Here is a 20,049-nt window from a genome sequence, read left to right as displayed (position 1 = left end):
CGGCTGCCGATCATCGAGGGCACCGTCATCGAGGTCCGAGTCGAACGGCTGCCCGACGGCCGCAACCCGCACCGCACCATGTGGCTGTGGCACTCTGGGCTCCACGCCCCAGATCTGGACGTGTGCTGGCGGGCCTACCTGCGTCGCTTCGACATGGAACACACCTTCAAACTGATGAAGTCCCAGCTCGGCTGGACCGCCGCGCGGCTGCGGCATCCCGAGCAAGCCGTCCGATGGACCTGGCTGCTGATCGCCGCCTATACCCAACTCCACTTGGCCCGCGATTTGACTGTTGATCTACGTCGCCCTTGGGAACGACGCCTACGCCCGGGGAAACCTTTGACGCCCTACCGAGTCCGGCGCGCATTTCGACACGTCCGTGATCGCCTGGGTACTCCGACGCGTCTGCCGAAAACCACTCACCCCGGCCCCGGCCGCCCACCAGGAGGGAGGAACACACCAGCCCCACGCCACCTCCTCGGGTCAGAAATTCGCAAAACAGACAAGGTGGCGAAGATGGGAGACAAGAAGAAGGGTTAAATCTCAAGCCAGGGGTGTACTCGCATTCGCAGTTTGTCGGGAATCAATGTGGCGGAGTCCTTTTCGGCGTTCTTATGGGTCGGCACCTGTCGGCAGCGCCGTGCGATCGCGGTGACGACCGTGACCATCTCGAGCATCGCGAACCGCTGCCCGACGCAGTTCTGCGGACCTGTGCCGAATGGGAGGTAGGCAGCGCGGTTCATCGCGTCGGCCGCTGGGGCAGCCAGCAACGTAGCAGCTCGCCGTGGCACAAAAATAGTTCAGTACAGCCCACCCGCATCGCGCGCGAGGATCGGGTTCCAGATTCCACGACCGCACGTCTCGGTCTCGGATTGCGCCGATCTTCCACCCGACCATCGCCGCGGCGGGCGAAACCTACACAGCCCCGCAACATCCCGAGTGAGTTCCTTCGCGGCGGTTTCGGGATCGAACGCATGCTTCCAGCAGCAGCACTGGCGGGACTATCTCATTTGCGCGAATGATGCAGAGAGACAACGCTTTTCGTCGCTCGGCTAGTAACTGGCCGGGCGCAGGAGCCAGGCGCGCAATGCCTCGGTCACCTCGTCCGGGCGTTCCTCCATGATGAAGTGGTTGCCGCCGTCGATGCGGACCAGCGTGGCGTAGGGAATTCCTGCTGCCAGTTCTTGGGCGGTGCGGAACGGGATGGCCGGGTCGCGGTCGCCCCAGATGACGGTCGTCGGGCAGCTGACGGAACCCAGTCCGGCAGCCAATTCCGGACGGATCCGGACGCGATAGCCGGACCAGAAGTGAGCGTTCCAGCGGCGACCCGGCGCCGTGTCCAGCACGGCGAGGTATCGGCGCAGCTGTTCGCTGTCGAAGGATCCGTTGCGCACGTACGGTGCGAGACCGACGCGATGCACCCATTGAATGGCCCGTGCGGTGACGAGCGGCCGCAGCAGCTCGGTCCGTGCCAGCACGGTCAGCAAGCCGAACAGCAGGTAGTACGGTGGCGTGAAAATGCCCTGCGCCCGTGAATTCAGAATCGCGAAGCGGCGCACCCGTTCCGGATGACGCTGCAGAAACCCCAATCCGAGGAACCCGCCGTAGTCGTGACACGCCAGATCGACGCGCTCCAGGCCGAGCGCATCCAACATGCGCCCGATCCGCTCGACCTCGCTGTCGTAGTCACAACTCAGCGCCATGTCCCGGTCGGAAGCACCCCACCCGAGCCAGTCCGGTGCGATGACCCGCCGCGATAACGCGAGCGGCCCGATCTGGTGCCGCCATGCGGCATGGCTTTCCGGCCAGCCGTGCAGCAGCACCAGCGGATCCCCCTGCCCGACATCGACATAACGCAGCCGTGCGCCGTCGACCGTCACCTCCCGCAATTCGAAGGTCGATTCCGGCTGCCCATCCAGCTTCATCCCTGATCTCCCGTCTGTCCTGCGACTTTCTGTATCGTCGCGGATATGGCGCGGTCGGCACTTCCAGAAACGTGCGCTCCCGAAACGGCGGTCACCTCTGCCCGGCTCTGGCTGCGACCCGGACACGCGATCTACATCGGGCCCGGGATGGCCCTGGGCGCGCACTCCACCGCGATCGCCGGCCTCGGGGTCGGACTCGACGCCCCGTTTCGGGTCCGGGTCGCGGACGCTGCGGACATCACCGCCCGCAGCTTCTTGTTCCGGGCCCGCGTCACGCACCACATCCTGGACACCGACGTGCCCAAGCTCTTCTGCTTCTTCGACCCGACCTCGGAAAATATGGCCCGCTGCCTCGGCGGTATGCGCCGCACCGTCAACGGATACAGCGCCGACCATCGCAACGAGGCCGAACTGATCGAGCTGTGCGCCGACCCGGCACCGGACATCGACCGTCTGCTCGAGCTGGCCAGCATCCCGGTCCCCACCATCCGCGATCCCCGCATCGCCGCCGTCGCCACGGCCATCCGCGCCGACCCGACCCAGCAGCAGCGCGCCGCCGAAAAGGCAAGTGCCGCAGGGCTATCGACCTCCTACTTCCTGCGTACCTTCGCCGAACAGACCGGCACCAGTTTCCGCCGTTACGTGCAATGGGCGCGGATGCTGCGCGTCGGCCGGGCCTATGCCGCGGGCCACGACCTCACCCGCGCCGCCGTCGACGCGGGCTTCGCGTCCCCTTCACATTTCAGCGATACCTTCCGCGCCATGTTCGGCCTCACCCCCACCGCCTTCCTCACCATCAACGGCGAGCTGCACACCGACTGACCTAGACGTCGAAGTAGAGCTCGAATTCGTAGGGGTGCGGGCGGACGTTGATTTCAGAGATCTCGGTATCGCGCTTGAGGCGGATCCAGGTTTCGAGCAGGTCGTCGGTGAAGACATTGCCTTCGGTCAGGTAGTCGTTATCGGCTTCCAGTCGGTCGATAACGCTGTCGAGGCTGGGTGGAGTTTGGGTGACCTCGGCGGATTCCTCCGGGGTGAGCTCGTAGAGGTCCTTGTCGATCGGGACGGGCGGTTCGATCTTGCGGCGAATGCCGTCCAGACCGGCCATCATCATGGCGGCGAAGGCCAGGTACGGATTGCCGGAGGAGTCGGGGCAGCGGAATTCCAGACGCTTGGCCTTCGGATTCGTGCCGGTGACCGGAATGCGCACGGCCGCTGAGCGATTGCGCTGACTGTAGACCAGATTCACCGGGGCCTCGAAGCCGGGCACCAGGCGCTTGTAGGAGTTCACGGTCGGATTGGTGAATGCCAGCAATGAGGACGCGTGCAGTAGCAGTCCGCCGATATAGTGCCGGGCCAGATCGGACAGCCCCGCGTAGCCGGCTTCGTCGTAGAACAGCGGTGTGCCCTTCAGCCACAGGGATTGGTGCACGTGCATGCCTGAGCCGTTATCGCCGAACAGTGGTTTTGGCATGAAAGTGACGGTCTTGCCCTCGGCCCACGCGGTGTTCTTGATGATGTACTTGTACAGCTGCAGATCATCGGCGGCGGCCAGCAGCGTATTGAATTTGTAGTTGATCTCGGCCTGGCCCGCCGTACCGACCTCGTGGTGGCCCTTCTCCAATTCGAACCCGGCGTTCTGCAGATTCGTGCACATCCGATCGCGCACATCGACATCGGCGTCGTACGGGGCCACCGGGAAGTAGCCGCCCTTCGCGCGCACCTTGTACCCGCGGTTGATCGTGCCGTCGGGATTATATTTGACGCCGGTGTTCCAGTCGGCCGAGGACGAATCCACCTCGTAGAAGGCGCCGTTCATCTTGGTGTCGTAGCGCACGGCATCGAAGATGTAGAACTCCGCCTCCGGTCCGAAGTAGGCGGTATCGGCGATGCCGGTGCTCTTCAGATACTCCTCGGCCTTGCGCGCGACATTGCGCGGATCGCGGCTGTAGGCCTCGTGCGTATGCGGATCGTGCACGAAGCAGTTCAAATTCAGGGTCTTCGCGGCCCGGAAGGGGTCCAATTGTGCGGTGCGCAGATCCGGGAGCAGCAACATATCCGATTCGTGGATCGACTGGAAACCGCGCACCGATGAGCCGTCGAAGGCGATCCCGTTGTCGACCAGATCCGCGCCGAATGTGACGGCCGGTATCGAAAAGTGTTGCTGCACACCGGGAACGTCGCAGAATCGAATATCGACGTATTCGACTTCCGCGGCGCAGATGTATTCCAGAATTCCGTCGGTGGTGGCAGTCAAGGCTGCTCGCTCGTCCAACACGGCTTGCTCCTCGCTTTCGCGGCGCAGGTCTATCCGCGGGTGGCGAGGCGATTGTCCTCTGACGACCGGACCCGTCCATGGGTCACGGCAGGTCCTGCTCGCCGAGTCTCACGATACGACTTCGACATCAATGACGGACCCGAATCCGGGCGAGAAACGGACCGATCCGGCGTGTCCGCAGCCACCCCGGTGCAGCCGCACAAAGTTCGCGCGGGAGCTTCGGTATTCTGCGGCTACCGCCCATCCCGACGCTCGGTTGAGCTGGACCACACGCCGGTTTGTTCATCGGTGCAGATCGCGAGGTTGGGAAATGAATTCGTCACCGCTCGACGGCGGCACGGCATTCGATGACCATCGGCGGCCTCAACGCCGCAGGCTCCAGCTTCCCAGGCGGTGCTCAACCCGCTGGTGCCGGACAAACCACCCACGAGATGGACTTGGCCATCTCCGACACCACGGTCGCGGGCACGGCGGTTGCCGATCTGCACGTTCGCGCGGACTGCGCCCGAACGACACTATTCGAAACGGTGACGTGTCGATTTGTAATCGGTGACGTGATCCAGCACGTCGGCCCGGAGCGCTATCGACCTGTCGACCCGCGATCCTTGGTCATGTGCACAAGGTGAGGCCTGACAGTCTGCTCGTTTGCCGCTAGCGCCACGCTTCGTCGATGCGTTGTGCTGATAGGTGACGACGAGGTCGCCTGCGGCGCGGTGACCTCGACACCATTGAGCAGAAGGTTGGGTCTTGGTTTCATCGACAGTCTCGGCGGGCCCGGCCCGTCCGGACACGCTCTGTGCGGCCTTTCAAGCGAATGCCGCGAAGTATCCGGACGTGGTCGCGCTGCGCACCATGGGCGGAGCGGTGACGATCACCTGGCGTGAGTACGCCGACCGGGTGCGCGGGATCGCGACCGGCCTGGCCGCCCTCGGTCTGCGACCCGGTGACACGGTGGCGTTGATGATGACCAACCGACCCGAATTCCACCTCTGCGATACGGCCGTGCTGCACGCAGGCGGCACCCCGTTCTCGGTCTACAACACCAACCCCGTCGATCTGCTCGCCTACCAGTTCGGCAATGCGAGCAACAAGATCGTCATCTGCGAGCGCCAGTTTGCCCCACAGATCCTCGAGGCCGTGGAAAAGGCGGTGGCCCATGGCAATCACGTCGAGCACGTGATATGCGTCGATGAAGCACCGGCGGGCACGATCGCGCTATCGATAGTGGAATCGGCCGAGGCGAAAGACTTCGACTTCGAAACCGCCTGGCGCAGTGTGAAATCCGAGGATCTGCTGACCATCGTCTACACCTCCGGCACCACCGGACCGCCGAAGGGCGTCGAGCTCACCCACACCAACTTCATCGAAAATGCCCGCGTCATCGAGATATTCGGCGGTGGCAGCGGACACGATCGAGTGATTTCGTACCTGCCGGACGCGCATGCCGCCAACCGCTGGTTCGCGCACTATCTCACCATGTTGGAGGGCGGTGAGATCACCACCGTCGCGGATCTGAAGAAGGTCGCCGAGGCGCTGGCCGAGGTGCATCCGACCGTCTTCCTCGGTGTTCCCCGGATATGGGTGAAGGTGAAGGGCGCGCTGGAGGAGCGCTTCGCGGCCGAACCGGATCCGATCAAGCGCGCCCTGATCCGCTGGGCGGTGCGCACCGGCCGCGCCCGCGCCCGGGCCGCCTCCGACGGCCGTGCACTCGGCCAACTAGAGAAACTCCGGTATGCCTTGGCTGATCGTCTGGTGCTCGCATCGATTCGCACCCGGCTCGGCCTGGGTCAGGTGCGCGCCGCGGTCACCGGTTCGGTGGCCATCCCGCCCGAGGTGCACGAATTCTTCCTCGGTCTCGGTCTGCCGTTGTGCGAGGGGTACGGCATGACCGAATGCACTGCGGGCGCGACGCTCAGCGGTCCGGAGCGCGTCAAGATCGGTACCGTCGGCACGCCACTCCCCGGGGCTGAGGTGAAACTCGCCCACGACGGCGAAGTACTGATCCGCGGAAGAATGGTCATGCGCGGTTACCGCAACGATCCGGAGAAAACCGCGGCGGCCATCGATGCCGACGGCTGGCTGCACACCGGCGATATCGGGTCGATCGACGCTGACGGCTACCTCTCGATCGTCGACCGCAAGAAGGAAATCATCATCAATGCGGCCGGGAAGAATATGTCCCCGGCCAATATCGAGAACACGATCACCGAGAACTGCCCGCTCGCGGGCACCGTCGTGGTGATCGGTGAGCAGCGGCCGTACAACACCGCGCTGATCTGCCTCGACCCCGACCTGGTGCAGGCTTTCGGCCGGCGCAACCGGCTCACCGCAACCACCGTCGCCGAATTCGCGAAGAATCCGGAAGTCTTGGCTGTAATCGAGCAAGGTGTGGCCGCCGCCAATGGCAAACTCTCCCAGGTGGAGCAGATCAAGAAGTACATCGTGCTACCGGAGGTATGGGAGCCCGGAAGCGATGTTCTGACGGCGACCGGCAAACTCAAGCGCACCCCGATCGCCACCCGCTACAACGACACGATCGAGAGCTTGTACTCGTAGTGCGGGATGGAGAAGTTCAATGACGCCAACGCGGACCCGGGTCGTCGACGATCTGCACCGAAGAGCCGCGTCGCTGGTCGACGGGTTCTACGGGAGCCTGCCGCCGTACCCGCGGATCCCCCAGTCACTGGTCGAGACCGATTTCGCGCGCGGCACGAAACTCAATGTCGACCTGTTCTTCGAATATCTGCGCTGCGGCACCGAACCCTCCGAGGAGGACACCAGGGAGCTCGTCGAACTGGCCATGGACCGGCTCCGCGACGGCACGCCACTGACCGAGGTGCTGAACCGATATCGGCTCGGCTCGGCCTTCATCTGGGACCGGCTGCGCGAAGCGGCCACCTCCGCCGAGCAGGAGCTGCTGCTCGACGCCTCGCTAATGCTGCTGAAGTACATCACGCTGGTCATGACGCGCATCGCGGGCGCGGCCACCCAGCGCTCGCACGATCCGCGCTGGGAACTGTTGGAGCGTCGCCGAGGTATCGCCGACGCCCTGCTCACCGGACGCGATCCGGTGGAGTGGGCCAATGATCCGGTCATTCCGGTCGCAGACGACTTCCTCGTCGCGGTATTCCGCCTCTGCGGCACCCGCGGCGGGCACGCTTCGGCGCTGCGGCACCGGGTCGAGGCGATTCCGGGCGTCTTCCTGCGGCTGGACGCGGGCGGGTGGACCGCACTGATCCCGCTGCAACCCGGCGATGACGGTACGGCCGCGATTACCGGTCTCACTGCGCGACTACCGGCACATCAGCCCGATCGAACACCGCCCTACTGGGTAGGTGTCGGTACTGCGGCGAGCAGGGCCCAGATCCCGACGATCTTTGCCGAGGCGCGGGTGTTGGCCGAACTGGGGCGGTGCCTGACACGTCGCGAGATACTCTGCCGCAGAATGGATTTGCAGTTCGAATACACGGTTGCGGTCAGCGATGCGGCACGGCCCGGGCTGGCGTCGGTACTCGCGCCCCTCGATACCCAGCCCATGCTGGCGGAAACCCTAGAGGTGTTCGTCGACAGCGGTTTCAACCAGTTGGCGACGGCGCGTCAGCTCAGCGTGCACCGGAATACGGTCACCTACCGCCTGTCCCGCGTCCACGAACTCACCGGCCTCGACCCGCATCGCCCCGCCGACGCCATGACCCTGTCCGCGGCCCGACTGGCCCGCCGCCTCGAATCCGCTGCCTTCGCCCCCTGAGTTCGGTCACTCTGACAAACAACGCCCGCCGCACCGATGACGGTCTCGCGCTGGGCACCCGATCGCCGGGCCCTTGATCACCGAGTTCCTCGATCGCGTCGCCGTTACCCTGACAGCGGCCGTGCGGCCGGGATAGTCTCCGTCAGGGATCCGATTCGGGATTCGCAGTCACCCGGGAGCATCCGATGATGAAGGCTCTGGTTACCGACGGGGCATCCACCTCGCCCCGATCCGTGCACTATGTCTCCGGGTCGCCCGGTGAATTGCGTTGGGAGGGTACCGCATTGCTGCGTGCCGGCGTGCTCGCCTTCGGCGGCAGCATCGGCCCCACCGCATTGCACGCCCATCACGCCGTCCAAGTGGTGACCGCATGTACGCCGGTGGTCGTGGTGGACGCGAGCGGCATTCGGCATCGCGGCACACATGTCATCGTGCCCGCCGACGCACCGCATCGCATCGCCACCGGGGCCGAGCGCGGCACCGCGATCTATCTCGATCCGGAGTCCGTCGCGGGCGCGGCCGCCGACCGCAGAGCGCACACCTACGGGTGGGCCGATTGTGAACATTCCCTACCCATCGATCCGGAGCGGGAAACACTCGCCGGACTGGTCGCCGAGGTTGTCGATGATCTCGAACGCGACAATTCGCACAGCATCGAGGACGAGCGCCACGAGGCAGTGACCGAAGTGCTGCGACTGCTGCCCTCCATCGTCGGCGACGGACCGATCCGCGGCGCGGATGTCGCACGCCGGGTCGGCATTTCCGCGACCCGACTCACCCATCTGTTCACCGAACAGGTCGGAATTCCATTGCGGCCCTACATTCTCTGGCTCCGACTACATGTGGCGATAACCCGCGTCCGCTCCGGAGACGATCTCACCGCCGCCGCCCACGCCGCCGGTTTCGCCGATAGCTCCCACCTGACCCGCACCTGCCGCCGCACCTTCGGACTGCCGCCGTCGGCCCTGAACCGACGCGTCGACTGGGATCTCGGCGACGCCCCCTAGGTCCAGCCGAATCGTTCAAGTCATTCCGGGCACGGCCGACCAGGCTTGCCCCTATGACAACCATTACCTACACGCCCACACAGCGTCTCGCGCGCTACGGCTATGTGCCCTTCATGCTGATCGGGCTCAACGGCGTCGGTATTGCGCTGAGTTCTGCTGGCGCGCCGAAATTTTCGTTACTGCTCGTACTGGCGGTCGCGATCGTCGCCTCGTTTCTGGTGGAGCGGCTGATTCCGTACCAGGCCGACTGGAATCACGATCTCGATGACACCCTGCGCGATCGCATCCATGCTTTCGTCAACGAAATGCTCGTCCTGCTCAGCGTCGCGGCGATTCCGCTGCTGGCGACCATCGTGCCCGCTCCGGACAGCTGGCCGACCTCATGGCCGTTCCTGTGCCAGGTTCTGCTTGCCATCCTGGTCGCTGATCTCGGTATCACCACGGTACATCTGGCCAGTCACAAAATCGGACTTCTGTGGCGCTTCCACGCGGTACATCACAGCGTCGAACGCTTTTACGGCCTCAATGGTCTGATGAAACATCCGCTGCACCAGACCGTGGAGATGGCCGCCGGTGTCGCCCCGCTCATCCTGATCGGCCTGCCATCGAATGTCGCGGCCGCCCTTGCTCTCTCGGTCGCCATCCAGCTGCTGCTGCAACACTCCAATGCCGACTACCGGATCGGACCCGCCAAATACCTACTGGCGATGAACGAGGGCCATCGCTTCCACCATCTGAAGTTCGCCGGTATCGGCGACGTCAATTTCGGCCTGTTCACCCTGATCTGGGATCACCTGTTCCGCACCTACTCCTACGATCCGGCACGACGCTTCGGCACCGACGATCTCGGTATGGCGGCGAAACCCGACTACCCGACCGGCTATGTCGACCAGTTCGTCTACCCGTTCACAGCGGACGGCGGCTGTGCGATGTAGTCGGTAAGCTCTTGGCATGTTCTCGCGGGAACACATCATGGCGTTTGCGGTCTTCGCACTCGTCGTGCCCGCGCTCGCCCTGGCCGCGGCGCCGCCGAATGAACCGGCGGCACTGGCCGTCTTCGGTGTCATCGCCGCGTCGCTGACCTTGACACTGCTCGCCCCGCAGAGCACTCGACGTATCCCGATGGCGCTGGCCCACTCGGGTCCGCCACCCTCGGCGCAACGTCGCCGCCGGGGTTCCTTCCTGCGTCAGAGCAATCCGGACACCGTCGGACGTCCGCGCCCACGAGCACCTGGTTCGGTCAGCGCTTAGACCATGCCTTACGTCGCTGTTTCGCCTTCGTCAGCTTTTTGAAGCAGGTGAGTGCTGCGGCCAGGGTGAGGAAGGCGCAGGAGTGGATGCCTTTGCGCTCGTAGCGGATGTCGAGCCGGTGGTAGCCGGTCAGCCAGGACATCGTGCGCTCGATCTCCCAGCGATGGCGACCGAGGTGGTCCGCGGACTCGATGCCCTTGCGGGCGATGCGAACGGCGATTCCGCGCTGATGTATCCATTCACGCAGTTCGATGATGTCGTATGCCTTGTCCGCGTGCAGTTTCGCCGGTCTACGCCGCCGCGGTCCACGCCGCGACCGCACCGGCGGGATTGCCCGTACCAACGGGCGAGGGCCTCCGCGTCATTGGTGTGGGCGGCCGAAATACCTACGGCCAGAAGGATTCCCGCACGGTCGGACACCACGTGCAGATTCGAGCCGGCCTTGCCGCGATCGACTGGGCTCGGCCCGGTCATGTCGCCCCCTTTTTGGCTCGCACCGACGCCGCGTCGATCACCGCCCGTGACCAGTCGATCAAGCCTTGGCTGCCCAGCTCGTCCAACATTGCCCGATGCAACCGCCGCCACACCCCCCGCCCGAGTCCAGATGGTGAACCGGCGATGGGCCGTAGGCACACTCACCCCGAACTGATCCGGCAGCATCCGCCACGCACAGCCGCTGGTCAGCACGTACACCACTGCCGTGAAGACCGCCCGCTGTTCGACCGGAGCGGTACCGCCACCTTGGCGGCGAGCGGTGAACTCCGGCAACAACGGCTCCACGATCTCCCACAACTCGTCCGGCACCAGCCGGACCGACAACACATCAGCCACGCTCAAACATCAACCAGTGCAACCCATCTCGTTACACAACGTGAGACACGATCACAGGCCCGAAGAGTTCGACCAGGATGGGATCGAGGCGGCAGGAACGTGCCCATAGCGCTACGCGAAGTCCGCTTGGATTGAGCTCAGCTCAGGTCCGGTAGGAAGGCATGGCCGACATAGTCACGGAACAACACGATTTTCCCGTCGCGGATCCGGAAGACCTGAATACAGGGCACTTTGAACGGCTGGCCGGTCGACGTGACGCGTCCGACGGAGGTCAGTTCGACGATCACGACCTCCGGATCGGCGGTTTGGTGGGTCTGATGTACACGCAGTTCGTCGAGACGGAACCCACCGCGGCCGGCGTCGATCGCATATGCCCGAATTGCCTCCTTGCCTGCCAACTGGGCAGGCAATTCGCCTGCAGTGAACGGCATCTCGATCACGCCGTCCTCCGCGAACAGGTCCACGAACGCGTGCATGTCGTTGGCGAGGATCGCCTTGTTTCGCTGCTCCAAGACCTGTAGCGGGCTTTCCACTGCTGGTTGGCTCATCGCAATACTCTTTCGTTGAACGCTCGTTGAATCAGTTGTTCAACGAGCGTAGAACGAAAACCAGCTTTGGTCAACGTCCGTAGAATGACGCGGGTGAGCAACCCTCCGGCGCCCACTTCGCGGGCCGAGCAGCGACGCAATACCGAGGCGCGGATCCTCGCCCACGCCCGCACGTTGTTCGCAGAATCCGGCTACGACCGCACCACCATCCGCGCAGTCGCCACCGCGGCGGGCGTGGATCCTGGACTCGTCATCCATTATTTCGGCAGCAAACAGCAGCTGTTCCTGAGCGCTATCGGGTCCGGATCGGCACTGCTCGCCGGGGGCAGCGCCGCGGATATCGCCGAGCAGTTGCTCGACAGACTGCGCGACTCACTGATCGAGGAACCGGTTACCTCGCTGGCCATGCTGCGGTCGATGCTCACCCACCCCGAGGCCGCCGAGGAGATCCGCACCTCCTCGCGTATCTATAAGGATCAGATCAGCGAAGCCATCCCTGGTGAGGAAGCCGATCTACGTGCAGAAGTGGTCAGCGCCGCGCTACTCGGCATCGTCCTGTGCCGCCATCTGGTCAAGCTCGATCACCTCACCGAGGCCGACCCGGACCGGGTAGTCGAGATTCTGCGCCCAGTCGTCCGCTCAATCACCAAGGCCGACACCGAAGACTCCACCCCCGCGGACTGAGCGCACTCCAATGTGCGGCACGCCTGCACGGCGTTGCCCGAGCTGGCCGATCTGGCCTGCGACACCGACGTTCTAGGTGCAACCACGTAAGACACGGTCTAAGCCTGTGGGTCTTCCCGGCGGCCCCGATTCTCGGCGGCGCATTGCTGCCGGTGGCGATCCTGCTGTACTTCGTCACGAACAATGCCTGGACGCTTGCACAACAGCACTTTGTCTACCGCCGCCTCGATGCCGAAAAGGCCGCCGAGGCAAAGCAAGTCGCCGCGACCCGGGCCAACGCCGCCCCCAAACCGGCGTGAAACCGAAGCGGCGATAAATCATTCGCGCACCCGTACCGCGAACCCTATGGTTGTTCCAGGTCGAGTCAAGGGGCGCAGCGGAATCTCCGCACCCGCGTTCCCCGTGTCGGGCTCGGTCTCGCACCTGGCGAAGGGCTCCAAGCCTGGATGGGTTCGATTCCCACTGCGATGCCACCCGGTTCCGGGCGGATACGGCAAACGGCTCTGCGGGCTCCGCGGCTACAGCCGCGGGACGCCCCCGCTGCGGACCCGTGACCGGAACCGGGTGACATCCGAAACAACCAGGCAGCCAACGACACACGGTACGGGAGGAGTGAAACATGTACACGACGGTCATGGAATGGCAGCGAACGCTGCTGTACCGCGACGGCACACTCGAGCGAGTACTCGAGCCAGGGCGCCACCGCTACGACGCCAAGCGCTGCACGCTGATCGTCGTCGACATGCGGCCCCGGCTGCTGAATGTCAGCGGCCAGGAACTGCTCACCCGCGACGGACTCTCACTGCGGGTCAGCTACGCACTGAACTGGCAGGTCACCGATCCGGAGGCGTTCACCACCGGTGCGCAGTACCCGGAAAGCGTGCTGTACGCGGCGGTGCAGGATGCCGCCCGCCGGGCCGTGGCAAGCCATTCCCTCGACGAACTCGTCACCGACCGCACGCTGCTCGTCGGGGACATCGCCGAAATCACCACGGCTGTAACAGGACTCGGCATGCGCATCGACGCACTCAACGCCCGCGACCTGATGCTGCCCGGCGAACTACGCAAGGCCGCACTGGAAACCGTGCTCGCCAAGGAACGCGGCCGGGCCGAGCTCGAACGAGCGCGGGCGGAAGCGGCCGCACTACGGTCACTGGCCAATACCGCGCGACTACTCGAGGAACACCCGACACTGCTGCGACTGCGCACCCTACAGGTCGCAACCACTCCGGGCACACAGGTAGTGCTCGACCCGCGCGAGCGCACGTGAGCTGAAAGCCCTTGTCCACGCGGACAAGGGCTTTCAGCGTTGTGCGACTCAGGCGCAGTCCGACCACATGTGAAAGGGACCGGGAATTCCGACGGCCGTTTCCGCGAATCGAATCGCCTTGCTTTCGGCCTCGGCGATGGTGTTGCCCCAGTCCGATCCCCAAGCGCCTCTCGGGTTGATCGCGAGTGCGATGCACGCATTTCCTACCGCGCGAGGCTCCGGGCAGGAGGGGCCACAGGCTCGCTGAACCTTATCGGCGACGTCTGCGAGGCTGATGTTGCTGCGGTCCGAGTAAACGTGCCCGTTGTTATAGGTGGCTCCGATCCAGAAGCCCGGCCCCTGGGCCGCAGCAGATCCGCTACGTGCCACGAGAACAGCACCGAACGAAGCCATTGAAGCAAGAAGTGTGATGGCGGCCGCAACCAGCGCGCCGATCCGCCGTGTAGGTGGCGTAGGAGAAGACGAGCGCTGAGACCCATGGCCATGTTTGCGGGACCCATCCGCATTAACGAGCGTGCCGGATGCGCACCCTCGATCCGCAGACCATCGAGTTGTCGAGACCGGACGGCCATCAGCCCAAGATCAGGACATCCGCGACATGACGAACCATCAAGCACCCGTTTGTGTTCCGATTGGGTCATATTGCGCATACGGAGCGCCGGAATGGACAAGCGGGCAGCAGCCTGTTCACGGCAGCCCTACACTCGACGCACATGAATGCTCTCGACGGAGGTGATCGGCGGTTGAACCCCAGGGATCCGCGCGACCAGCACACCACACATTACGAAGCGGGTTATCAGCCGGGGAACTACCGTGATCCCGCGTATAGCCAAGACCACGGATACAGCCCAGACCACGGATACGGCACGTATCAGCAGTCCGATTATCCGGACCGGCAGTCTCGACCACAGCAGGGGCCGGACGTCAACATCGGTATGTTCGTTGGTGGTGTGTTCGCGGCGGCGGTGGTGACCGCGCTCGCGGCTTGGCTGTGCGCCTGGATTATCGAGATCATCGCCACCCGGGTGACCGAGAGCGGCAATTTCGGGGTGTGGAACCCGATGTCCCAGGACGCGTACTGGTTCGCGGCCGTGGCCTTCATATGCACCCTGCTGGCCGGGGTGCTCTGGTACCTGCTGCGCCTGGGCACTCCGTCACCGGAATTGTTCTTCAACTGGATCCTGGGAATCCTCACCGCCGCGGCGGTGATCATTCCACTCGCACTGTCGAGCCACCTCTGGGTGGGTATCTCCACGGCGGTCGAACATTTGGTGATCGGGCTCCCGATCCTCAGCATGGTGGGCATGGTGGGCGCCAAGAGCATCATGGACCAGTGAGGAACGGCCCGCCTGAAAGCCGAAATCCCTTGCAGCTGCAGGGGATTTCGGCTTTTCCGCTATCCGTCAGGCTGCGTCGAGGGCTGCGGTGATCTTGCGGGCCATCGCGGCCGCGGCAAGGCTGGGCTCGCCCTTGCGGGGCCCGGCGGCGGCTTCGACGGCGATCAGGACCGTGCCGCGGAAGTTGTCGGCCTCGCGCGGGTCCTGCTCGCCGAGCAGCCTCGCGGCCGCTGTCAGGGCGGGCAGCACCTGATCGGCGAGTTCGGCAACGGACTTACCTTGCAGGTGGATGTCTTTGGACTTGGCGGCGAGTACGTGCCCGACCAGCCCGGTTGCCGAGGTCAGGACGACCGAGGCCTGCGTGATGCCCTTGTGCGGCGCACCGGAGGCGGCCATCAGCGACACCGCGCCGTAGGCGGCGGTGCGCAGGGTGCTCTTGTCCTGGTCGGTCAGGGAGATGGTGATCGACATGTCGTGTACTCCTCGAAATCGGTGGTGGCGCCGACTGAAACCGTGTCGGTGCCGGTCGTCTTGCTCGATGTGAACACTGTCGCCGGGCTGGCTGACACCGACCTGACACACACCTGACACCCCCACTGACACCGCGATCGAGCAATTACTCATGCTTGGTCCAGCGGCCGAAGAAGGCATATCCGGTGTAGTGCCAAGCGGTGGAGAATCCGGATCGCGCCGGTCTACGCGATCAGACGCTCGTCTCGGCGGATCCACCACGCCGAAGTGCCCACCCTCACCGACGACGAATGAGTCGGATGCTGTCCACCGAACTCGCACCTTGCTGGCATCGGTTGTCAGGCGGTTCGCCGACACCTGGGATCAGACCGGTGCGCCACCGGACCTCGCGGAGTATCTGCCGGATGCGCCCGGATTGCGGCGGATGTGTCTGATCGAGCTGATCAAGGTCGATCTGGAGTACCGATGGCTGCGCTACGACCATCCGAAGCGGCTCGCCCAGTACTGCGCCGAATACGCCGAACTGTGCACCGGGCCGACGCCACCCGATCTCGCCTACGAGGAATTCCATGTGCGGCGCCGATCCGGACGCGACCCGGATCGCGGTACGCAGCCCACCGAAGTGGGTACCACCGCGCCGACCGGGTCCGATATCAACTACCGCAGCACGCTGATCGCCCCGCCGCGGTCTCTGGAAGCGCTCAACGGGATCAGCGCCGGTGCGAGCGTGGACGATTTCGACCTGCTCGTCGAATTGGGCAGCGGCGCCTTCGCAAGGGTATTCCTGGCGCGGCAACGGTCGATGCAACGGCTGGTCGCGGTGAAGATCTCGTACAACCGCGGCACCGAGCCGGAGACGCTGGCGCAGCTGGATCACGAGTACATCGTGCGGGTCTCACCCTGTCCGGCAGCTCGGGGCAGAACCAGCGCTGACCACCGTGCCGACACACCAGAGCAGTGCAGCGACGCCCGCAGTCCTATAGCACAGCAGGGGAGAGACGACATCGGTTTCCGCGTGTTTCGTGTCGGCGCGCGGCGCGACACCTCGCCCGGTAACGCCGGATCGCCCTCATGGTGGCGGCCCGCCGAGCGCGTCGCCGGTTCTAGGTCGCGTAGTGCCGGGATCGAAGGTCCGCTGCGAGATCGGGTCCGCCCCACGCTATTACGCGGCGCTTTCGAAGAAATCAACCGAATTTGATCATGGAATTCGCATCCGAAATGAAGATCAAATGTGTTACATCGGTATTATTTACCGTTAGCCGATTATTAACGGTGATTATTCACACAATGAGAGTAGTGGATTTGCGGATTTCTTCTTCATAACATTTGTGGTGCGCGCCGTGATGGCGTCGTTATCCATCTGTGAAAGGAAGCTCCGTAGATGTTCTCTCGCAAGGTCCTGGTCGCCGCCACCACCGTCTCCGCCGCCGCCCTGTTCTTCGGCCCGGTCGCGATGGCCTCCGCCGCTCCCTCCGCCCCCTCGGCCGCCACCGGCTCCGCCGGCACCGGCTCCTCGGGTTCGGCCGACGGCGGCTCATCCTCGGGTTCGGCCGGCTCGTCCTCCGGTTCCGCCTTGTTCGACTCCGGCAGCTCCGCCATCGACCACGGCACCACTGCCATCCTCAACATCATCAATTCGATCACCGGCGTCAGGGACCTGACCCAGCCCAAGCCCGCCTCCTGATTCGGTCTCGGTAGACCACCGCTTCGTCCGAGTCGGCTCTCGGGGCCGGGACTTCTTTTGTGCCGCTACGCTACACATCGGCGTGTACGCGCTATTGCAGTGCATTTGCCGGAATCAAACCGTCCATTCGTCGTGTCGACTAGCCACGGCTGGGTGAACTGTGATGATTCCTTTTGCCTGCCAACGAGATAGCCCTCCGCGCGGTGCGTGCGGGGCTTCCATGAACACCGGGTTTCGTGCCGTTCGGAGAACTCGCCGGACGGCCCGGAAATTTCCGGGAGAGTTCGAAACGCAACACGTCGTGGCGGGACGCGCGACCCTCCCAGCGGCGTCCGCGCGCCCCCGCCCACAAGGTTGACCAGGTTTGGCCCGCGATCGAGTCCTGGCAGACCGGTCCGCAGAGTTCCATGAACATGAGCGGCCTCCTCCGGTAAGCCGCTCTCGAGGTCCTCATCAAGCCATGCGCTGAGGCCTGAGTTCCCCACTGGGGCAACGTCCGTGCGCGCCCGCCGACTTATGGTCCCGACTACAGCTACATCCGCTGGCGAAGTACGTGGGCCTGCTCGCCTATTGCGCTGCCGTCAATCTGAGTTCCGCACCTGGGTGCCCAGCGCGGTTGCGGGGACGCCGTAGGGCAGGAACCGCACGCGACGGCGTTCGTCGGTATTGTCGCGATGCGCACGCAAAGCCTCGAGCTCGCTCGGAAAAACCTGCTCGACCCTGGCCTCGCCGGCGTCATCGACGCTGTAGATGACCCACACTCCACTGCCGGTCTCGCCGGTGGTCTCGCCCTCCGGCTTCGGTGGCCGCGTGCGCTCCGGCTGAACAAACTGGCCCAGCAGCGACGCCAGGGTACTCCCGCTGGTGCGATCGATGTATTCGCCGGCCTTTCCGAGCAGGTCACGGAATTCGATCCCCGCCTCCCGCAACGCGCGCTCGAATTCTTCCGGATCGAACCCAAAAGGCCTGTCGGGTGCCATCACATTGCTCCTGGAGTCGACTTCGGCGCTACGCCTTCAGTGTCCTCGCGTAATTCCGACTTCGCCACGTCCGGCGATGATCACCGCGCGACGCGGCGAAGTCGTCCCACCGGATCGGCTGTGCCAGGCCGTGTGTTCGAGGTTGCACGGATTTGCTTCGGCACGCCTGCATTTCCGCCCGCGCTCCGTAGACTTCGGCCGTGACCGATATCGCGGACTTTGCTCGACTGATCGCCGGCGATCATGGCCTTTGCGTCGTCTCGACCTCGCGGGCCGATGGCACTGTTCAGTCCTCGCTCGTCAACGCAGGAGTATTGGCGCACCCGCAGACCGGTGAGCCTGTGGTGGGCATGGTGATCCGCGGTGGTACGCGCAAATTGGACAACCTCCGTGTTCAGGCGCGGATGACGGTTGTCGTCCGTGTCGGGTGGGCGTGGGCGGCCGTTGAGGGATCGGTGTGGATCGCGGGTCCCGACGACCCGATGCCGGACATCGACGCCGAGCGGCTGCGGCAGTTGCTGCGGGAGGTTTTCACTGCGGCAGGTGGCACCCACGACGACTGGGACGAATATGACCGGGTCATGGCTGCCGAGCGCCGCGCAGTCGTTCTCGTCGTCCCGGATCGCATCTACGGCAACGGCTGAGGCGCCGAACGGACGGGCGGCTATCCGCTGCCGCCTCGGTAGATAGTCGGCATGGAGCCCAGGTCGACGAAGTTGAGCTTGTTCTGGCCGTCGGTGCCGAACCAAGCGACGTAGGTGACCCCGTTGATGGTCGCGACCGTGGGTGGCCACGGGCTGGTATCGGCGAATTTCCACCGCTGCGCTTGCCCCTCGTTCAGGTTGTCGATATCGAAGAGCATGTAGATATTGGTGTTCTTGCCGGTGTAGCCCGCCACGTAGCGGCCGCCGAGGGTGAACAGGTTCGGGCCGCCGATGAGCCGATCGCTGAAGGTGGCCCTACCGGGCGGGACGTTGACGCCGATGTAGCGCGCGTTCAGATTGTTCGCGCTGTCCATACCCGTCCATGCCAGGAGCACCCCCTTGGCGGGATGGATCACCAGTTCCGGAGTATCCACGCTTTGCTCGGCGGGTTCCGGGGTCATCCCGTAATAACTGAACGGTGGATTCTGCGATTTGACCGCACTGAGTACCGGTTGCGCTGTGCGGTATAGCTCAACCACAGCGAGACGTTGTCGGACTGCATCGCGGGCCCACCGATCGGTGGCTCCAGCCACTCCCGTCGATCCTGGTAGTCGACGCCATTGTTCGACCACGCGAGCCACATCCGGCCGTCGGTGCGCGTATAGCCGAGGTAGAGCAGCCCGGTCTCGGCATGCGAAGCCAACGCTGGGCGTTGCAGGCTGAAGTCCGACGGCAATGGTTTCGCATTGACAACCCCGTCGGCTTCCATCCCCGACGCTGCATACATGGTGCCGCTCTGCGTCGCCCACACCAACACCAACTTGTTGTTGTATACCGTCAACGCGGGCGCGGCGATCGGCTGATCAGACGGCCACAGTGTGCGTCCTGTGAACATGAGTTCCCCCAATGCATTTCCGGAGTCCGAACCACTAATTCGGAACCACTAATGGCGGAGCGTAGGTTCCGCGAAATGCGAAGTCAGGGTTTCGTGTCGGTCTGTGGACCGCATTCATGGAGAGAGCGGTCGACATCGACAATTCGTATCGTCGGCGCGGTCGGCGAGCAGCAGCGCCGCCGCTCGGACCATTCGGTCACGAGCGCGACCTTGCGGCGTGCAGGGTTGACCATTATCGGGTGCGGCTAGTTCGCGCCGACCGGGTTTTGCACTGGCGCAGCAACATTTCAGCATCATAGGTTTACATGAGTCGTGCGCGTGTAGTCGCGTGACGAGGTGCGGCCGCTCGGAACAAGCGAGCACGACGTCACCGGCATTTCGGGTCACAGATTGGTGTCGACTGTGTACTTCTGCTGAATTGCGTACCAGCACCGTCGGATTCGGCGGCAGCAACCTCGATCCCGTGCGACGCTGTAGGCCCCCGGGGCTCAAGCCG

The 20,049-nt window shown here is 64.3% G+C and carries 21 protein-coding genes and 2 pseudogenes; 14 read left to right on the top strand and 9 right to left on the bottom strand.

Annotated elements, in window-relative coordinates:
* Window positions 1–540, top strand: a pseudogene (locus ACFYOW_RS29255) (hypothetical protein); the annotation flags it as partial.
* On the opposite strand, the gene ACFYOW_RS29250 reads toward ACFYOW_RS29255, so the two are convergent.
* Both ACFYOW_RS29250 and ACFYOW_RS29245 read right to left on the bottom strand, forming a co-directional pair.
* Entirely contained in the window at window positions 537–743 is a 207-nt protein-coding gene (locus tag ACFYOW_RS29250; RefSeq protein WP_387293265.1) for a cytochrome P450, read from the bottom strand. The pseudogene ACFYOW_RS29255 and the gene ACFYOW_RS29250 overlap by 4 nt on opposite strands.
* Before the next feature lie 309 nt (window positions 744–1,052).
* A complete protein-coding gene (locus tag ACFYOW_RS29245) occupies window positions 1,053–1,925 on the bottom strand; it encodes an alpha/beta fold hydrolase (protein ID WP_387293208.1) in 873 nt (290 codons plus the stop codon).
* A 45-nt stretch (window positions 1,926–1,970) separates the two neighbouring features.
* On the opposite strand from ACFYOW_RS29245, the gene ACFYOW_RS29240 reads away from it, so the two are divergent.
* A complete protein-coding gene (locus tag ACFYOW_RS29240) occupies window positions 1,971–2,747 on the top strand; it encodes a helix-turn-helix domain-containing protein (protein WP_387293206.1) in 777 nt (258 codons plus the stop codon).
* A gap of 1 nt (window position 2,748) precedes the next feature.
* Here ACFYOW_RS29240 and glnA read toward each other — a convergent pair whose 3' ends face one another.
* Window positions 2,749–4,182 carry a type I glutamate--ammonia ligase gene (gene glnA, locus ACFYOW_RS29235; RefSeq protein WP_387293263.1) on the bottom strand — a complete coding sequence of 478 codons (1,434 nt, stop codon included), beginning with the start codon at window positions 4,180–4,182 and terminating at the stop codon, window positions 2,749–2,751.
* A gap of 768 nt (window positions 4,183–4,950) precedes the next feature.
* On the opposite strand from glnA, the gene ACFYOW_RS29230 reads away from it, so the two are divergent.
* The 5 genes from ACFYOW_RS29230 to ACFYOW_RS29210 all read left to right on the top strand — a co-directional run bounded on the left by ACFYOW_RS29230 (window position 4,951) and on the right by ACFYOW_RS29210 (window position 10,209).
* Window positions 4,951–6,759 (top strand): AMP-dependent synthetase/ligase, encoded by a 1,809-nt coding sequence (locus ACFYOW_RS29230; protein ID WP_387293204.1) that lies wholly within the window; start codon window positions 4,951–4,953, stop codon window positions 6,757–6,759.
* Between the two features lie 19 nt (window positions 6,760–6,778).
* Window positions 6,779–7,951 carry a PucR family transcriptional regulator gene (locus ACFYOW_RS29225; protein ID WP_387293202.1) on the top strand — a complete coding sequence of 391 codons (1,173 nt, stop codon included), beginning with the start codon at window positions 6,779–6,781 and terminating at the stop codon, window positions 7,949–7,951.
* 185 nt (window positions 7,952–8,136) lie between these two features.
* Window positions 8,137–8,958 carry a helix-turn-helix domain-containing protein gene (locus ACFYOW_RS29220; RefSeq protein ID WP_387293200.1) on the top strand — a complete coding sequence of 274 codons (822 nt, stop codon included), beginning with the start codon at window positions 8,137–8,139 and terminating at the stop codon, window positions 8,956–8,958.
* A gap of 53 nt (window positions 8,959–9,011) precedes the next feature.
* Window positions 9,012–9,893, top strand: a complete 882-nt coding sequence (locus tag ACFYOW_RS29215; RefSeq protein ID WP_387293198.1) for a sterol desaturase family protein — start codon at window positions 9,012–9,014, stop codon at window positions 9,891–9,893.
* A 16-nt stretch (window positions 9,894–9,909) separates the two neighbouring features.
* Window positions 9,910–10,209, top strand: a complete 300-nt coding sequence (locus ACFYOW_RS29210; RefSeq protein WP_387293196.1) for a DUF6412 domain-containing protein — start codon at window positions 9,910–9,912, stop codon at window positions 10,207–10,209.
* On the opposite strand, the pseudogene ACFYOW_RS29205 reads toward ACFYOW_RS29210, so the two are convergent.
* Together ACFYOW_RS29205 and ACFYOW_RS29200 are read right to left on the bottom strand one after the other, a co-directional pair.
* Window positions 10,199–11,040: pseudogene (locus ACFYOW_RS29205) on the bottom strand (IS5 family transposase). The gene ACFYOW_RS29210 and the pseudogene ACFYOW_RS29205 overlap by 11 nt on opposite strands.
* Before the next feature lie 137 nt (window positions 11,041–11,177).
* A complete protein-coding gene (locus ACFYOW_RS29200; protein WP_387293194.1) occupies window positions 11,178–11,588 on the bottom strand; it encodes a nuclear transport factor 2 family protein in 411 nt (136 codons plus the stop codon).
* Window positions 11,589–11,681: 93 nt separating this feature from the next.
* Here ACFYOW_RS29200 and ACFYOW_RS29195 point away from each other — a divergent pair, with 93 nt between their 5' ends.
* From ACFYOW_RS29195 to ACFYOW_RS29180, 4 genes are all read left to right on the top strand, one after another.
* A complete protein-coding gene (locus tag ACFYOW_RS29195) occupies window positions 11,682–12,272 on the top strand; it encodes a TetR/AcrR family transcriptional regulator (RefSeq protein WP_387293192.1) in 591 nt (196 codons plus the stop codon).
* Between the two features lie 152 nt (window positions 12,273–12,424).
* Window positions 12,425–12,571, top strand: coding sequence for a hypothetical protein (locus tag ACFYOW_RS29190; protein WP_387293190.1), 147 nt, complete (start codon window positions 12,425–12,427; stop codon window positions 12,569–12,571).
* A 320-nt stretch (window positions 12,572–12,891) separates the two neighbouring features.
* Window positions 12,892–13,542, top strand: coding sequence for a slipin family protein (locus ACFYOW_RS29185; protein ID WP_387293188.1), 651 nt, complete (start codon window positions 12,892–12,894; stop codon window positions 13,540–13,542).
* 713 nt (window positions 13,543–14,255) lie between these two features.
* Window positions 14,256–14,879 carry a hypothetical protein gene (locus ACFYOW_RS29180; RefSeq protein WP_387293186.1) on the top strand — a complete coding sequence of 208 codons (624 nt, stop codon included), beginning with the start codon at window positions 14,256–14,258 and terminating at the stop codon, window positions 14,877–14,879.
* Between the two features lie 66 nt (window positions 14,880–14,945).
* On the opposite strand, the gene ACFYOW_RS29175 is transcribed toward ACFYOW_RS29180, so the two are convergent.
* Window positions 14,946–15,350, bottom strand: a complete 405-nt coding sequence (locus tag ACFYOW_RS29175) for a hypothetical protein (protein WP_387293184.1) — start codon at window positions 15,348–15,350, stop codon at window positions 14,946–14,948.
* A 322-nt stretch (window positions 15,351–15,672) separates the two neighbouring features.
* Between ACFYOW_RS29175 and ACFYOW_RS29170 the strand changes: the two genes are divergently transcribed.
* The gene (locus ACFYOW_RS29170; protein ID WP_387293182.1) at window positions 15,673–16,548 is read left to right on the top strand and encodes a hypothetical protein; all 876 of its coding nucleotides are present in this window, start codon (window positions 15,673–15,675) and stop codon (window positions 16,546–16,548) included.
* Window positions 16,549–16,731: 183 nt separating this feature from the next.
* A complete protein-coding gene (locus ACFYOW_RS29165) occupies window positions 16,732–17,034 on the top strand; it encodes a hypothetical protein (protein ID WP_387293180.1) in 303 nt (100 codons plus the stop codon).
* Between the two features lie 581 nt (window positions 17,035–17,615).
* On the opposite strand, the gene ACFYOW_RS29160 is transcribed toward ACFYOW_RS29165, so the two are convergent.
* Window positions 17,616–18,014 carry a hypothetical protein gene (locus ACFYOW_RS29160; protein ID WP_387293178.1) on the bottom strand — a complete coding sequence of 133 codons (399 nt, stop codon included), beginning with the start codon at window positions 18,012–18,014 and terminating at the stop codon, window positions 17,616–17,618.
* 200 nt (window positions 18,015–18,214) lie between these two features.
* Here ACFYOW_RS29160 and ACFYOW_RS29155 point away from each other — a divergent pair, with 200 nt between their 5' ends.
* Window positions 18,215–18,658 carry a pyridoxamine 5'-phosphate oxidase gene (locus ACFYOW_RS29155; protein WP_387293176.1) on the top strand — a complete coding sequence of 148 codons (444 nt, stop codon included), beginning with the start codon at window positions 18,215–18,217 and terminating at the stop codon, window positions 18,656–18,658.
* A gap of 20 nt (window positions 18,659–18,678) precedes the next feature.
* On the opposite strand, the gene ACFYOW_RS29150 is transcribed toward ACFYOW_RS29155, so the two are convergent.
* Complete coding sequence (locus ACFYOW_RS29150) at window positions 18,679–19,119, bottom strand: hypothetical protein (RefSeq protein ID WP_387293174.1); 441 nt, start codon at window positions 19,117–19,119, stop codon at window positions 18,679–18,681.
* Window positions 19,116–19,553, bottom strand: a complete 438-nt coding sequence (locus ACFYOW_RS29145) for a hypothetical protein (protein ID WP_387293172.1) — start codon at window positions 19,551–19,553, stop codon at window positions 19,116–19,118. The genes ACFYOW_RS29150 and ACFYOW_RS29145 overlap by 4 nt, the downstream gene beginning before the upstream one ends.
* Window positions 19,554–20,049 lie beyond the last annotated feature (496 nt).

The sequence above is a fragment of the Nocardia sp. NPDC006982 genome, from assembly GCF_042869435.1.
In the GTDB taxonomy this organism is placed as follows: Bacteria; Actinomycetota; Actinomycetes; order Mycobacteriales; family Mycobacteriaceae; genus Nocardia.
The sequence above is the reverse complement of the archived record's forward strand: the minus strand, read 5'-3'. Positions and strand labels throughout refer to the sequence as shown.